The organism is Roseivivax jejudonensis, from assembly GCF_900172265.1.
Taxonomy (GTDB): Bacteria; Pseudomonadota; Alphaproteobacteria; order Rhodobacterales; family Rhodobacteraceae; genus Roseivivax; species Roseivivax jejudonensis.
The window spans coordinates 430,876-443,736 of the sequence record NZ_FWFK01000001.1 but is presented as its reverse complement, the minus strand read 5'-3'; the positions used below and the strand labels follow the sequence as shown (position 1 = coordinate 443,736).

Genomic DNA, 12,861 nt, shown 5'->3' with positions numbered 1-12,861 from the left:
GACTATGCGCGGACAGCTTTGTTTTAAGTTAATGCGGACGTGCCGGCACGCTCTTCGCGAGGCGCCGGCACCGACGGATTAACCTGCGATCAGGCCCATCGATTCGAGTTTCAGCACCACCTGGTGCGCGCAGTTGTCGACCTCCTGGCCCTCGGTGTCGACGCGCAATTCGGGCGCCTCGGGAACGTCGTAGGGGTCGGAGATGCCGGTGAACTCCTTGATCTTTCCTTCGCGGGCGAGCTTGTAGAGCCCTTTTCGATCCCGGCGCTCGCATTCCTCGATAGAGGTGGCGACGTGGACCTCGACGAAGGCGCCGTATTGTTCGATCTCCTCGCGCACGGCGCGACGGGTCGCGGAGTAGGGCGCGATCGGCGCGCAGATGGCAATGCCGCCGTTCTTCGTGATCTCGGACGCGACATAGCCGATACGGCGGATGTTCAGGTCGCGGTGCTCCTTGGAAAAGCCGAGCTCGGAGGACAGGTTCTTGCGGACGATGTCGCCATCGAGCAGCGTCACCGGACGGCCGCCCATCTCCATGAGCTTGACCATCAGCGCGTTGGCGATGGTCGATTTGCCGGAGCCCGAGAAGCCGGTGAAGAAGACGGTAAAGCCCTGTTGCGAGCGCGGCGGCCGGGTCTTGCGCAGTTCAGCCACCACTTCGGGGAAGGAGAACCAGTCGGGGATCTCCAAACCTTCCTGCAGACGCCGCCGCAGCTCCGTGCCGGAGATGTTGAGGATCGTGACCTGATCCTGATCGACGATCTCGTCGGCGGGTTCGTATTGCGCGCGTTCCTGCACGTAGACCATGTGCTTGAACGGCACCATCTGGATGCCGATCTCGTCCTGATACTGCGTGAAGAGGTCCTGAGCGTCGTAGGGCCCGTAGAAATCCTCTCCGTCCGAGTTCTTTCCAGGCCCGGCATGGTCACGGCCCACGATGAAGTGGGTGCAGCCGTGGTTGCGGCGGATCAGGCCGTGCCAGACCGCCTCGCGCGGGCCGGCCATGCGCATGGCCAGCGGCAAAAGCGACATCGTCGTGGTCGATCCGGGGTACTTGTCGAGCACCGCCTCGTAGCAACGGACACGGGTGAAGTGATCGACGTCGCCCGGCTTCGTCATGCCGACGACCGGATGGATCAGAAGGTTCGCCTGGCTTTCGCGAGCGGCGCGGAAGGTCAGTTCCTGGTGCGCGCGGTGCAGCGGGTTGCGCGTCTGGAACGCGACGACCTTGCGCCAGCCGAGCTTGCGGAAGCGCGCGCGCAGTTCGTTCGGGGTGTCGCGGCGGGCGCGGAAATCGTAGTGCACCGGGGGCTGGATGCCGGTCACCGGGCCGCCGAGATAGACCTTGCCGGCCGTGTTGTGCAGGTAGTTGACCGCTGGATGCTTGTCGTCATCGGCGCCGAACACCTTTTCCGCCTCACGCGCCTTGTCCGGCGTCCACATGTCGGTGACCGTCATCGTGGCGAGGATCACGCCCTCCTGATCGCGCAGCGCGATGTCCTGGCCGAGCTCGACGGTCTCGGAAAACGCTTCGGACACGTCGAGCGTGATCGGCATCGGCCAGAGCGATCCGTCGGCCAGCCGCATGTTGTCCACGACGCTGTCGTAATCGTCTTTGCCGAGGAAGCCTTTCAGCGGGTAGAAGCCACCGTTCATCAGCAGTTCGAGGTCACAGATCTGGCGCGGCGACAGGTCGTGGCTGACGAGGTTGCCGGCCTCGACCTTCAGCTTCTGTGCGCTGTCGAAGGAGACGTAGAGTTCGGGAATCGGGGCAAGGTTGGGCAGGCTCATGCAACTTCTCTCTTCGGCCAGAGCGTAACGGTCGCCGCGCCCTTAGACCCTTACCTTGAGAGAGTTCAAGCCGCTTGGGCCGGCGGCGGCTTCCCGATGCCGAAATGCCGCATTGCAGCATACGCAGGACTCGCGGCGTGGCGGTCGAGCCGGCCGCCCGCAGAGGCGGCCGGACCGCTCAGGCCGTTTCGTCCACCGGGGCGCCATAGCCCAGCGGTTCCGTCTCGTCCTTGCCGGAGTCGAGATCCTGCTCGGCCAGCCAGCGCTCGGCTTCGAGAGCGGCCATGCAGCCCATGCCTGCGCTGGTGACCGCCTGCCGGTACTTGTGGTCGGTCAGGTCGCCGGCGGCGAAGACGCCCGGAATCGACGTCTCGGTCGAGTCGGGCTTGGTCACGACATAGCCGCCCATATGCGTTTCGAGCTTGTCCTTCACGAGCTCGTTGGCGGGCGCGTGCCCGATGGCGATGAACACCCCCTTGGCGGACAGCTCGGTGATCGCGCCGGTCTCGACATGGCGGATCTTCACACCTTCGACGCCCAGCGGATTGTCCGTGCCGGTCACCTCGTCGAGCGCGTGATCCCACACGACCTCGATCTTCGGGTTCTTGAACAGGCGATCCTGAAGGATCTTCTCGGCCCGCAGCGTGTCGCGACGATGCACCAGCGTCACCTTGGAAGCGAAGTTGGTCAGGAACAGCGCTTCCTCGACGGCGGTGTTGCCGCCGCCCACCACGACGATCTCCTGCCCGCGGTAGAAGAAGCCGTCGCAGGTCGCGCAGGCCGACACGCCGAAGCCCTTGAACCGTTCCTCGCTCTCGAGGCCGAGCCACTTGGCCCGCGCGCCGGTGGCGAGGATGATCGCGTCCGCCTCGTATATGGTGCCGCTGTCGCCGTGCGCCTTGTAGGGGCGCGTGTCGAGGTCGAGCGACGTGATGTAGTCGCCGATGATCTCGGTCCCCATCGCGCGGGCATGCGCCTCCATCCGGACCATCAGGTCGGGTCCCTGCACCTCGGTGTCGCCGGGCCAGTTCTCGACATCCGTCGTGGTGGTCAGCTGCCCGCCCGGTTCGATCCCCTGCACGAGGATCGGCTCGAGCATCGCACGGCTCGCATAGACACCGGCGGTGTAGCCTGCCGGGCCGGAGCCGATGATCAGAACCTTGGTGCGGCGCGTTTCGGACATGGGACGTGTCCTCCGTTTCGGGTGTCGGTCGCATATAGGCGAGAACGCGCCGGGGTGGAAGGGCGGGCCGGGCATCGCTGGCGCACGGCGTGACGGGCCTGCATGAGGCGCGGGGCCGTGTCACCGTTTGTGGCGGCGGCGAGGGTTCGCATCCAATGCTGAGGCCCCTGCATTCCGCGCCGAGAGCGTTTCCTGCCCACTCCGCCGCAATAAAGTTGTTGAGACGTGAAACTTTATTGCGCTCGGTGCAGGTGAGGAGTAAGGATCTGCAAAAGACGCAAGGGAGTTGCCAATGCCAGGCCATCGGCTCGACCCGATCGATCGTAAGATCCTCGCCGAATTGCAGCAAGACGGGCGGATGACGAACGTCGAACTCGCCAAGCGGGTCGGGATCTCGGCGCCGCCCTGCCTCCGCCGGGTCCGCGCGCTCGAGGAGCAGGGGTACATCCGCGGATACCACGCCGAGGTCGATCCGCGCGAACTGGGCTTCGAGGTTCAGGTCTTCGCGATGGTCGGACTGCAGAGCCAGGCGGAGGCCGATCTGTCGGCCTTCGAGTCGCGCTGCCGGTCGTGGCCGCTCGTCCGCGAGTGCCACATGCTGAACGGTGAGGTCGACTTCATCCTGAAATGCGTTGCCCCGGACCTGTCGACGTTCCAGACCTTCCTGACGGCCGAGCTTCTGACGGCGCCGAATGTCGGGTCGGTCAAGACGTCGCTGGTCATCCGCGGCGCGAAGGACGAGCCGGGCGTGCCGTTCGATGTGCTGGAAGAGCGGCTCTCGCGCTCCGCGTGACGCTCAGCGCATCTCGATGCTGTCGAGCACCGAGCGTGAGGAGCGCGGCAGGCTGAGATCCCCGAAATCCTCGAACCCGTCGACATGCGGGAACAGCCGCGCGAACCGTTCGGCGTAGTCGCCGAGCTGGCGCCGGATGCCCGTCCCGGGGTGGTAGGTTTCCATCTCGATCCCGCCCACCCGGATTGTGGCGTGGCGGCGCAACGCGATGTGGTAGAGTTCGACCGCTCCGGCGGGATGGATCTCGAGAAAGCGGTCGCCGTCGGCGAAATCGGCGACGGACACCAGCACGCGCGACTGACCGATCAGGGTGCGAAGGCGCTGGCTCTCGACGACCATCCGCGCGCCCGGACCGGTCACAAGGTCCGTGGCGGGCCGTGACGGGCCCATCGCGTCGGCGACCACACGGGTCAGCCGGGTCAGGCCGGAGCCTTCGCACTCGACACCCGGCACATAGGAGGTGGAGCCGATCCAGACCACCGGTTCGCTGCCGCGGTCGGTCTCGACGTAATCGCCGGGCAGAAGATCCTCGATCGCGACGGGCCCGCCGACCGTGCGCACGAGCGTGCCGCGCGCGAAGGCCGAGGTCGCCTCTTCGAACACTGGAATGGCGGGAGCGGTGACCGAAACCTGTCGGATCGTCAGGTCGGGGCCGAGCGCGGCGGCCTCGTATCGGCGCATGAGAGAAGGTGCGTGACGAGGCCGCCCGTCGGATTGAGCAAACTGGTCCCTCGGGACCCGGAGAGAGACAGAGTCGCTTTGGTCCGGCCGAGCGTGGGCGGGGTGAGTCATTCGATGCTCCCAACGTGTTGGGTCACATCCGTGCTGGCCCCCACCAACAACAACAGACGGACAGTTGCGGCTGTATGAAGAGGATATGTTGGCATTCGGCCGAGAACGTCAAAAAAAGCCCCCGATTGAGGGCGCTCGGCCGATCAATCGAGGGCTTTTGGGGGAATTGTCGACGGATCGAGATCGATCACGCCTTAATCCGACGCACCAGCGCCGAATCGTTGCCGGGATCAGGCCCGTTTCAGCGACGCCGGGGCCGTTTGCGGTGCACGGCGCGCCGCAAGAGGGCGGCGCTGCCCGCGCGCGAATGGCAGCGGCGCGGTCTTGGCCTCGGGGTAGGTCTTCGCGGTGGCGATGATGGAGGCGATGAACCGGGTTTTCATGGGTGCGATCCTCGGATTGTGCGACGGTCTGTCTGTGTTGCCCCGACTTTCGCGGGACATTGGGGCGCGATCGTGTCCAATCCGGGCTTATTCGGGGAAATGTGCGTGGCGGCGAAACGGCCAGCGAGGCGGGCGGGCGCGTCCGCGGCGCCGTCCATGCGTTAACCTTGCGTGCAAAAATGTCCGGGATCGGGCGATGCCGGGGTAACCCGCGGGCGGTTTGCCGGCGCAGACCCGCTGGATCAGAGCCGGATGGCCGAGATCAGGCGGCCGTAATCTGCCTCGCGCGCATGGGTCGAGCGTCGGTAGGAGAAGAAGCGGTCCGCATCGTGATAGGTGCAGTGCCGGGTCCACTCCCCCTCGACGCCCGCGCGGCGCAGCCGCTCCATGCCGTAGGCCGGCAGGTCGAAATGCAGCCTGTCGCCGTGCCCGTTGGCGAAGAAGCGGGCATTTTCCGGCGTCTCCTCGAGGAACGTGTCGAGGAATTCCGGACCGACCTCGTAGGCGCGCTGACTGATCGACGGGCCGATCACGGCACGGATCGCTTCGCGCCTTGCGCCGAGGCGTTCCATCTCGGCCACGGTCGCGTCGAGAATGCCGTCGAGCGCGCCGCGCCAGCCGGCATGCGCCGCGCCGATTACGCCGGCCTCGGCATCGGCGAAGAGCACCGGCTGGCAATCGGCCGTCAGCACGGCCAGCGCGATGCCCGGCGTGGCGGTCACCATCGCGTCGGCCCGCGGCCGGGCGCCGTCGAGCGGCGCGCCGATGACCGCGACCTCGGCCGAGTGCACCTGGTGCATGCTGACGAGCGCTTCGGCATCGACGCCCATCGCCTCGGCCACGCGGGCGCGGTTGATCCGCACCATCTCGACCTGGTCGGTCGATCCGATGCCGCAGTTCAGCCCGGCGAACACGCCGGACGAGGCACCGCCCCGGCGGGTGAAGAAACCGTGGCGCAGCGGGCGCAGGGCAGGGGTGGTGATGATCTCGAGCGTCAAAGGTCAAGTCCGGGAAGCGGAGCCGCGCCCTCGGGGCGAAGTCCGAGAACCTTGAACACCGTTCCCATTTCGTCCGGGTGGGTCAACCGGCGATGCGCGGCGATGTGGCTGCTCAACGCCTGACCGGCCAATCCCTGCGCGAGCGCCTCGGCGCGCGCCGTAATGCCCAGCCGTTCGAGGAACACGCCCTGCGGGACCATCGCCGACGCGTGAGCGGGGCGTGCGGCGTCGGCAAGCGCCTCGAAATCGACATGCGCCGTCAGGTCGGCCTCGCCCGGCGCGGCGAGCGGGTCGGTCGGTGCATGGCCCGACACGGCCTGGAACGTGTCCCCGAGGCTGCGCCAGTCGCCGTAATCGACGATCAGCGCGGCGCCGCCACGCTCCGCGATCCGCGCGCCGATGGCGGCCGCGACTGCCGCGCCCGTGGCGCAGGTTTCCACCACCGCGCCCTCCGCGGTGTCGGCGAGGCGATGCGCCAATTCGGGGCGGCGCGTGGGCTCCGTGCGGCCGAAGGTCAGGCTGTCACCCGGCCCGAGCCCGATCATCCGCTCGCACCAGCCCGATCCGGCACGCTCGAACTGCCGCACCGGCAAGGCGTCGAAGAACTCGTTGGCCACCAGGAAGAGCGGCGCGTCGGGCAGGTCGGAGATGTCGGCGTGCCAGACCGGCGCGTGGGCCGCCAGCGTCTCCGCCTGTGCGGCGCGCAGGGGCGGCGAAGTCTCGACGAGGTGCACTGACAGCGCGTCGTGAAAGCCGGGCACGCCGCGCGTGGCCCGCAGCATGTCCGCCATCAGGGTGCCGCGCCCCGGACCGAGCTCGGCCAGCACGATCTGCGCCGGTGCGCCCTGGTCGCGCCACGCCTGGGCGAGGGCGAGGCCGAGAAGCTCGCCGAACATCTGGCTGATCTCCGGGGCGGTCGTGAAGTCGCCGGACGCGCCGAACGGATCGCGGGTCGTGTAGTAGCCGTGCTCGGGATGCATCAGGCAGGTCGCCATGAACTCGCCGACGGTCATCGGCCCCTCGCTCGCGATGCGCGTGGCGAGAATGTCGGCGAGCGCGCTCATGCCGGCTGCGCGGCGCTCCCGCGCCGGCGCGCGTACAGGATCAGCGCCACGCCGATCGCGATCATCGGCAGGGACAGGATCTGCCCCATCGTCAGGCCCCAGCCGTTCACGTGCAGCGCGAGGCCGAGCGGGTTGCCCGGGGCCTGGAACTGCAGGTCGGGCTGGCGGAAGAATTCCACCACGAAGCGGCTCAGCCCGTACCCCGCGGCGAAGACGCCGGTCATCAGTCCCGGCGTGCGGAACGCGCGGCGCCCGAAGCCGAGCCAGATCAGCACCGCACCGAGGATCAGCCCTTCGAGCGCGGCCTCGTAGAGCTGCGAGGGATGGCGCGCGCAGAGCTCGCCCAGCGACTGGCCGCACTCCTGCGCGAGCGCACCGGGAAAGATCACGCCCCAGGGCATGTCGGTCGGCCGGCCCCAGAGCTCGGCGTTGACGAAATTCGCGATCCGGCCGAGCAGCAGGCCCGGCGGCGTGGCGAGCGCCATCATGTCCGCGGTCGGCAGCATCGGCGTGCCGGTGCGCCGGCACCAGAGGAGAAAGGCGAGCGTCACGCCGATCAGGCCGCCGTGAAACGCCATCCCGCCCTGCCAGATCGCCGGGATCTGCCACGGATTCGCGAGGTAGTAGCCGGGCTGGTAGAACAGCACGAAGCCGAGCCGGCCGCCGAGGATCACGCCCAGCACGACCCATGTCATCAGGTCCTCGACGCGTGCGGGCCCCATCGGCGGCGTGTTCGCGGGCCACAGCGCCGGACGTTTGAGCGCACGCACGGCAAGCCACCAGCCGATCAGGATCCCGGCGATGTAGGCCAGCGCGTACCAGCGCAACGCGAGCTCGACCCCGCCGATCGTGATCGAGACGAGTTCGGGCGACAGCGGCGGAAAGGGGATCGCGGCAGTGATCATCGGCGACTCCTTTGCGGTTCGGCGCACCCCCTGTCAACCTTGAGACGGGCGGCCGCGCGGGCCATATACACAGCGAAGGCGACACGCCAGAGACAGCGGAAAGGATCCCCGAATGCAGACCCGGAACAAGGTGTTCGACGACTTCAGCCAGCTCATGACGAACGCCATGGGTGTGGCGCAGGGCGCCCGCGCCGAGGCCGAGACGGCGATGAAAGGCATGATGGATCGCTGGCTCGCAGACCGCGACTTCGTCACCCGCGAGGAGTTCGACGCCGTCCGCGCCATGGCGCAGAAGGCACGCGAGGAGAACGAGGCGCTGAAGGCCCGGATCGACGCTCTCGAGCAGGGCGGCCGGGGCTGAGCCGCGCGCGGCGCGACGCGCGCTCGGTGACGCCCGGACGCGACGCGCCCGTATCCGGAATGCGCAGGTGCCGCGCCCTGGTACGCGCACCTCGCGGGAGCTCCGCCCGCCGCACCTGACCGTCGCGGGGGTTCTGCCCCCCGTACCCACAATTCGCGGGGGCTCTGCCCCCGCACCCCCGGGGTTTTCGGCAAGATGAAGGATCGGCGGGGCGCGCCGCACCGCCGGTCGGCGCGGGACCCGTGGAAAAACCGGCCCCGGCGCCCTGACGTGTGGGGCGGGCAGCTCGGAACCTTGGCGGCGTCGCGCGGTTGATCGTGAACCTTTCGACGGGAGATTCCGATGCCGCATACGCTGACGCTCAGATCCATCGCACCGGTGACGCACGACACCAACCACCTCGTGTTCGACCGGCCCGAGGGGTTCTCGTTCTCCCCGGGCCAGGCCACGGATCTCGCGCTCGACCGCGATGGCTGGCGCGAGGAGAAGCGGCCCTTCACCTTCACCAGCCTGCCGGAAGAGGAGACGCTCGAGTTCGTCATCAAGTCCTATCCCGAGCATGACGGCGTCACCGAGCAGATCGCCGACCTGAAGCCGGGCGACACGGTCCTGATCGACGATCCCTGGGGGGCGATCGAAGACCGGGGGCCGGGCTGGTTCATCGCCGGCGGCGCCGGGGTCACCCCGTTCATCGCGATCCTGCGCAAGCGGCTGAAGGAGGCCGGAACGCTCGAGGGCTCGACGCTGATCTTTTCCAACAAGACCGAGCGCGACATCATCCTGCGGGATGCGTTCGAGGGGATGGAGGGGCTGAGTTGCGTCTTCGTCGTGACCGACGACGAGTCGAGCCCGCTCTACGCCAGCCAGATCGGGCGCGCCCTCCTTTCCGAGCACGTCACGCCGGGCGAGGGCAAGTGCTATGTCTGCGGCCCGGACGCGATGCTCGACGATATCGCCGGTGCGCTGAACGAGATCGGCGTCGCCGAGGACGACATCGTTACCGAGGAGTTCGACTGAGCTTGCTTCGGCTCAAAACCATTGCCCGGGCTCCATCAGGCCGAGATCGAGGAGTTGCCGCGAGTGCCACTCGAAGGGGGTCGAGTTGTGCCACGCGAAGGTCTGGATGTCGAAGGTGGAGCCCGGGTTGCGTTTCAGTGCCTTGGCGGTGCGGAACGACACCAGCGCCGCGGTGAGGTTGTTGTGCCAGGGACAGGCGTAGGTGTTGTATTCCTCGTCCGAAAAGGTGTGATCCGGCCGGAGCGCGAGGCCGGGCCGGGCCCGGAACAGCGCGATGCGGTCGATCTTGCGCCGTGTCGCCGGGACATGTTCCTCGAACCGCCAGCGCAGCCCGCCGAAGAAGTCGAGCTGGCGTTCTTTCGGGTGGTCATGGTTGGCCGGATCGGTCCGGGCGAGCGCGTAGTAGCCTGATCGGTCGAGATGCGCGTGGTCGAGCGAGACCGCGTCGGGAAACCGGTCGAGGTCGTCGGCGTAGAGATCGACCACGTAGGTGAGCATCGCGTCGCGGCGCTCCTCGGCGTGGAAGGCCAGCATCTCGGCCACCGAGCGGGTCTCGCAGAACGGGTAGAACAGGTACTCGGCGTTGTAGCAGTAGAACAACCAGACGCCGGGGGCCGCGGCGATCACCGCGTTGACCGCCGCCGGCACCGCGTCCTCGGCCGTCGGGTCGTAGTCGACGCGGTGCACCGTGTCGGCCACGTCGGGCGCGATGTCGAAGACCGGAGCGACGAAGACGACGACGGCGGCGAATCCGCTTTGCTGGTGGTGTCGGATGGTGGTGTCGATCTCGACCGCGTCCTCGGCAAAGACGAGCGCCACCGGCCCCTTCGCCAGCGCCGACTTGCCCTCCGCCAGAAACGCCTCGAGCCCCGTGTATCGCATGTTCCGCCGCGTCTGCCCGTTTTCGGTGGAGAATCGGCGATGCGGCGCCGCATTGCAAGGCCGGGCGCATCTGCGCTAGAGCGCTTGCCTGATCCCCGCGTTCCCGGCTCGTGGAGGCCCGCATGACCGCGCCCAAGAAGCTCTACGTCAAGACCTACGGCTGTCAGATGAACGTCTACGACAGCGAGCGCATGACCGAGGCGCTCGCCGGTCAGGGCTATGTCGCGACGGACAGCGCCGACGACGCCGACATGATCCTGCTCAACACCTGCCACATCCGCGAGAAGGCGGCCGAGAAGGTCTATTCGGAACTCGGCCGCTACAAGGACCTGAAGGCGGAAAAGCCGGACCTGCGCATCGGCGTGGCCGGCTGCGTCGCGCAGGCCGAGGGCGAGGAGATCATGCGCCGCCAGCCGATGGTGGACCTCGTGGTGGGGCCGCAGAGCTATCACCGGCTTCCCGAGCTCGAGGCGCGGGCGCGCAGCGGGTCCAAGGCGCTCGACACCGACTTTCCCGAGGACGACAAGTTCGCCGCGCTGAAGGGGCGGGGGCCGAAGGCGCGGCGTGGTCCGACCGCCTTCCTGACGGTGCAGGAGGGCTGCGACAAGTTCTGCGCGTTCTGCGTCGTGCCCTATACCCGAGGCGCCGAAGTGTCGCGCCCGGTGGCGCAGGTCCTAGACGAGGCGCAGGAGCTGGTCGCGCGGGGCGTGCGCGAGATCACGCTCCTGGGGCAGAACGTGAACGCCTATCACGGGGCGGGGCCCGGTGGCGAATGGACGCTCGCGCAGCTGATCCGCGAGCTGGCCACGATCGACGGGCTGGCCCGGATCCGCTTCACCACATCGCACCCGAACGACATGGACGACGACCTGATCGCGGCGCACGGCGATTGCGACAAGCTGATGCCGTACCTGCACCTGCCGGTGCAGGCGGGATCGGACCGGATCCTGAAGCGGATGAACCGCAAGCATACCGCCGAGAGCTACCTGCGGCTGATCGAGCGGCTGCGCGCGGCGCGCCCCGACCTGCACCTGTCGGGTGACTTCATCGTCGGCTTCCCCGAAGAGACCGAGGCGGATTTCCAGGCCACGCTCGATCTGGTGGAGGCAGTCGGCTACGGCTCGGCCTTCTCGTTCAAGTACTCCACGCGCCCGGGCACGCCCGCGGCCGAGCGCGCGCAGGTGCCGGAGGACGTGAAGACCGAGCGTCTTCAGCGGCTGCAGGCGCTTCTGACGCGGCAGCAGCGCGCGCTTCAGGACGCGATGGTGGGACGCGAGGTCGACGTGCTGTTCGAAAAGCCCGGGCGCATGCCGGGGCAGATGGTGGGCAAGTCGGACTACCTGCACGCGGTACACGTGACCGATACGGCGATCGCGCCGGGCGATCTGCGCCGGGTGCGGATCACCGAGAGTGGCCCGAACTCGCTTGGCGGCACGCTGGCCTGAGCCGGAATTGCGGCGCGTTCCGGTCGGCTCCGGAGCGCGGGTCGAACAACGGCAGTTGTCGGGGTACATTGGCGCCGCACGGGAAACGGCGTTGTTCGGGCATGTGCGCCAATGCCGGCCCCGTGCTGCCATCGGCGCGCCGCCGGGAACGCCGGCAACATTTCCCTTCCCCGTCCCGGCATTCCGTGCACTGTTCGCGGGATGGGGACTGCCGCTATCCGCTGCCGCATCCGGAGCGTCGGTCCCGAACGACAGGTCAAAGATCGAGGGACTTCAACGTGGGGATTCGCAACCTAGTGGCGGCCGGACTGGCCGGCCTGAGCCTCGTGGCGTCGATCGCCCCGGGGCTGTCGGGGGTGGCGGCGCTGGGGATGGCCGCTGTTGTCCTGCCGTCGTCCGAGGCGCAGGCACAGGCCTTCACCCGGGACACGCCGTCGCAGCAGGGCCGTGACCAGGGCCAGTACATTCCGAACGTCGCGCTCACGCCCGACGGCTGCGAGGTCTGGGTGCTCGACGACGGTGCCGAGGGCTACGCCTCCAACCGGCTGACGCGGCAGGGCGTGCCGGTCTGCCGCCGGCAGAACGTCTGCGGCGTCATGAACACCGACCAGTATTTCGCCACCGATCGCTACCGCGTGTCGAAAGCCGGGCGTGCCCGGCTGGTGGAGTTCTTCCGCGCCTCGGACGCCACCGCCTTTGCGATCGTCGGGCACACCGACAGCCGCGCGTCGGACGAGTACAACATGCGGCTGAGCTACAATCGCGCCAACGCGGTCGCGGCGATCGGCCGAGAGGTGGGCGCGCGCATCGTCGATGTCCGCGGCTACGGTGAGCGGCTCCCGGTCGCGTCGAACAATTCGGCGGCGGGCATGGCCAAGAACCGCCGCGTCGAAATCCTGTGCTACCAGTGACCGGGGGACGTCAGATGAACCGCCTCACCCTCTCCGCCGTCCTCGGCGCCGCGATGCTCGTGTCGGCGTGTGTCGACGAGGGCTTGCGCGGCTACCCGCCCGACAAGTCGATCGACCGCGGCATCAACGCCCATTCGCTGAAAGAGCTGCAATGGGGCATCTGGGTCGACCCCGACGGTTGCGATCACTGGATGGCCGACGACGGGGTCGAAGGCTACCAGGTCAACCGCCTCGACAAGTACGGCAAGCCGGTCTGCTCGGGCGTCGCGCCGCCGACCTACACGGCCGGCGACTTCAAGGGCGGCTCCGACATCCCGGATCCGAACTGACGGGCCC

14 protein-coding genes are annotated in these 12,861 nt (G+C 68.1%); 6 read left to right on the top strand and 8 right to left on the bottom strand.

Going from position 1 to position 12,861, the window contains the following annotated elements; all coding sequences use genetic code 11:
* Positions 1–78: 78 nt before the first annotated feature.
* Together ROJ8625_RS02170 and trxB are read right to left on the bottom strand one after the other, a co-directional pair.
* Positions 79–1,791, bottom strand: coding sequence for a bifunctional sulfate adenylyltransferase/adenylylsulfate kinase (locus ROJ8625_RS02170; protein ID WP_085790195.1), 1,713 nt, complete (start codon positions 1,789–1,791; stop codon positions 79–81).
* A gap of 178 nt (positions 1,792–1,969) precedes the next feature.
* Entirely contained in the window at positions 1,970–2,974 is a 1,005-nt protein-coding gene (trxB, locus tag ROJ8625_RS02165; protein WP_085790194.1) for a thioredoxin-disulfide reductase, read from the bottom strand.
* A gap of 292 nt (positions 2,975–3,266) precedes the next feature.
* Between trxB and ROJ8625_RS02160 the strand changes: the two genes are divergently transcribed.
* The gene (locus tag ROJ8625_RS02160) at positions 3,267–3,767 is read left to right on the top strand and encodes an Lrp/AsnC family transcriptional regulator (protein WP_085790193.1); all 501 of its coding nucleotides are present in this window, start codon (positions 3,267–3,269) and stop codon (positions 3,765–3,767) included.
* A gap of 3 nt (positions 3,768–3,770) precedes the next feature.
* Here ROJ8625_RS02160 and ROJ8625_RS02155 read toward each other — a convergent pair whose 3' ends face one another.
* The 5 genes from ROJ8625_RS02155 to lgt form a co-directional block, all read right to left on the bottom strand.
* Entirely contained in the window at positions 3,771–4,448 is a 678-nt protein-coding gene (locus ROJ8625_RS02155) for a Hint domain-containing protein (RefSeq protein WP_085790192.1), read from the bottom strand.
* A 341-nt stretch (positions 4,449–4,789) separates the two neighbouring features.
* The gene (locus ROJ8625_RS20900) at positions 4,790–4,942 is read right to left on the bottom strand and encodes a hypothetical protein (protein WP_159456706.1); all 153 of its coding nucleotides are present in this window, start codon (positions 4,940–4,942) and stop codon (positions 4,790–4,792) included.
* A 242-nt stretch (positions 4,943–5,184) separates the two neighbouring features.
* The gene (pgeF, locus tag ROJ8625_RS02150) at positions 5,185–5,940 is read right to left on the bottom strand and encodes a peptidoglycan editing factor PgeF (RefSeq protein ID WP_085790191.1); all 756 of its coding nucleotides are present in this window, start codon (positions 5,938–5,940) and stop codon (positions 5,185–5,187) included.
* Entirely contained in the window at positions 5,937–7,004 is a 1,068-nt protein-coding gene (locus tag ROJ8625_RS02145; RefSeq protein ID WP_085790190.1) for a class I SAM-dependent methyltransferase, read from the bottom strand. Before ROJ8625_RS02145 ends, pgeF begins: the two co-directional genes overlap by 4 nt.
* A complete protein-coding gene (lgt, locus tag ROJ8625_RS02140) occupies positions 7,001–7,906 on the bottom strand; it encodes a prolipoprotein diacylglyceryl transferase (RefSeq protein ID WP_085790759.1) in 906 nt (301 codons plus the stop codon). Before lgt ends, ROJ8625_RS02145 begins: the two co-directional genes overlap by 4 nt.
* A 115-nt stretch (positions 7,907–8,021) precedes the next feature.
* Here lgt and ROJ8625_RS02135 point away from each other — a divergent pair, with 115 nt between their 5' ends.
* Together ROJ8625_RS02135 and ROJ8625_RS02130 are read left to right on the top strand one after the other, a co-directional pair.
* Positions 8,022–8,270 carry an accessory factor UbiK family protein gene (locus ROJ8625_RS02135; RefSeq protein WP_085790189.1) on the top strand — a complete coding sequence of 83 codons (249 nt, stop codon included), beginning with the start codon at positions 8,022–8,024 and terminating at the stop codon, positions 8,268–8,270.
* 342 nt (positions 8,271–8,612) lie between these two features.
* Positions 8,613–9,287, top strand: a complete 675-nt coding sequence (locus ROJ8625_RS02130) for an FAD-binding oxidoreductase (protein WP_085790188.1) — start codon at positions 8,613–8,615, stop codon at positions 9,285–9,287.
* A gap of 12 nt (positions 9,288–9,299) precedes the next feature.
* Here ROJ8625_RS02130 and ROJ8625_RS02125 read toward each other — a convergent pair whose 3' ends face one another.
* Positions 9,300–10,169, bottom strand: coding sequence for a hypothetical protein (locus tag ROJ8625_RS02125; protein ID WP_085790187.1), 870 nt, complete (start codon positions 10,167–10,169; stop codon positions 9,300–9,302).
* A 122-nt stretch (positions 10,170–10,291) separates the two neighbouring features.
* Between ROJ8625_RS02125 and miaB the strand changes: the two genes are divergently transcribed.
* From miaB to ROJ8625_RS02110, 3 genes are all read left to right on the top strand, one after another.
* Positions 10,292–11,614 carry a tRNA (N6-isopentenyl adenosine(37)-C2)-methylthiotransferase MiaB gene (gene miaB / locus ROJ8625_RS02120; RefSeq protein WP_085790186.1) on the top strand — a complete coding sequence of 441 codons (1,323 nt, stop codon included), beginning with the start codon at positions 10,292–10,294 and terminating at the stop codon, positions 11,612–11,614.
* Between the two features lie 371 nt (positions 11,615–11,985).
* Entirely contained in the window at positions 11,986–12,525 is a 540-nt protein-coding gene (locus tag ROJ8625_RS02115) for an OmpA family protein (RefSeq protein WP_085790758.1), read from the top strand.
* Between the two features lie 14 nt (positions 12,526–12,539).
* The gene (locus tag ROJ8625_RS02110; protein WP_085790185.1) at positions 12,540–12,854 is read left to right on the top strand and encodes a hypothetical protein; all 315 of its coding nucleotides are present in this window, start codon (positions 12,540–12,542) and stop codon (positions 12,852–12,854) included.
* Positions 12,855–12,861 lie beyond the last annotated feature (7 nt).